We start from the raw sequence: 1,921 nt of genomic DNA, 5'->3' as shown, positions 1-1,921 counted from the left end.
TTGCGGTGGCGCGTGCCTGCGAGCGGCCGGAGCGAAGCGGAGGCCGCGAGGAGCACGCGCGAGGGAGTCAGTCGCCGGAGCGAAGCGACGGCGACTGACAGGGCGAGAGCGAAGCTCTCGCTTGCAGCCGGACGTAGTCCGGCGACGAGGCTGGGGAGGCGTGAGGTGCGGTTGCGGTGCTGTGCGGGGCGGGACTCAAAGGGGCAGCCGCGAGGACGAAGACGCGCGACGCAAGGACCGCAGGGAGCGAGTGAAACGAGCGACTGAGGACCGCAGCGAGCGCATCGAGTCCTCGCGGCTGGGGCTTTGGAGATGTTCGCCGTCGATCCGCGGTCAGCTACTTATAAACGAGCGGCTGGGATTTCGGCGGTGTTCAGCGCAGCGTCGTTATTTATTTATAAGTAGTAAACGGCCACTGGCCGGGCACTTATAAATGGATATCCGACCGATTCGGCGGAGGCAATCCCGAGGTATTTGTCCGGCAGTCGCCTCGGACGCACCATGCGAACGCTCGTCTTCGACGGTCGGACCGGCGCCGCCGGCGACATGGTCTGCGCCGCGCTGATCGCGGCCGGCGCCGACCCGGACGTTCTCGCCCCCGTGAGCGACGCGCTCCCCGTCCGGTACGAGATCGGCGAAACCGAGAAGAACGGGATCCGCGCGACCACGGTCGACGTCCTCGTTGACGGCGAGGGCGACAATGCGGACGAGACCGACGCAGACCACAGTCACGACCACGGTCACGCGCATGGCCACGACCACAGTCACGACCACGGTCACGCGCATGGCCGCGACGGCGACGCGGACTCTCCCGGAGACGACGTCCACGCCGAGGGCGCGGGCGTCCACCGCTCCTACCGCGAGGTGGTCGACCTCGTCGAGTCGATGGGGCTCCCCGACGCGGTCGAGTCGACCGCGCTCGACGCCTTCGAACTGCTCGGCCGCGCCGAGGCGTCGGTCCACGGCACCGACCTCGATGACACCCACTTCCACGAGGTGGGCGCGGACGACGCGATCGCCGACGTGGTCGGCGCGGCGCTGCTGCTCGCCGACCTCGACCCGGACCGCGTGGTCACGACGCCCGTCGCGACCGGCGGCGGCACCGTCGAGATGAGCCACGGGACCTATCCGATCCCGGCCCCGGCGACGACCGAGATCGCGACCCGGTCCGACTTCCGGATCGTCGGCGGGCCGATCGACCGCGAACTGCTCACGCCCACGGGCGCCGCGATCCTCGGGGCGATCGCCGAGGGCGTCGACGCGGTCCCAGATCTGGCGGTCGAGCGCGCGGGCTACGGCGCGGGCGACGCCGACTTCGAGGCGCACCCGAACGTCCTCCGCGCGCTGGTCGGCGACGGGGGGCGGTCCGAGAGCGAGACCGCCAGAGGGCGGACCCGGACCGGCGGGCTCGCTCGCGACGACATCGCCGTCCTAGAGACCAATCTCGACGACGCCGCCCCCGAGGTCCTCGGCGGGCTTCAGCAGACGCTCGCGGACGCCGGCGCGCGAGACGTGACGATCGTTCCGACGACGATGAAGAAGTCCCGCCCGGGCCACCTCGTGAAAGTCATCTGTAAGCCCGGGGACGCCGAGGCGGTCGCGGAGCGGCTCGCCCGCGAGACGGGGACGCTCGGCGTGCGCCAGTCGGGCGCGACCCACCGCTGGATCGCCGAGCGCGAGTTCGAGACGGCGACGCTCCGGATCGACGGCGCGGGCCACGAGGTCGGCGTGAAGGTCGCCTCGACGACCGACGGGGAGACCTACGACGTCAGCGGGGAGTACGACGACGCGGCCGCGGTCGCCGACGCCACGGGCCTCCCGATCCGGGAGGTGCCCCGGCGCGCCGACGCCGCGGCGCGGGAGCGGCCCGCCGAGGACGCGCCGGCGCGGCGGCCGTCACGCCCGAGCCGTCCGTCGGGCG

At 72.0% G+C, this 1,921-nt stretch carries 1 protein-coding gene; it reads left to right on the top strand.

Annotated elements, in window-relative coordinates; all coding sequences use genetic code 11:
• Window positions 1-501 precede the first annotated feature (501 nt).
• A partial coding sequence (gene larC / locus B9G38_RS16620) for a nickel pincer cofactor biosynthesis protein LarC (RefSeq protein WP_143415585.1) occupies window positions 502-1,921 on the top strand: 1,420 nt, incomplete at its 3' end.

The sequence above is a fragment of the Halorubrum sp. SD612 genome (genome assembly GCF_002135005.1).
The sequence above is the reverse complement of the archived record's forward strand: the minus strand, read 5'-3'. Positions and strand labels throughout refer to the sequence as shown.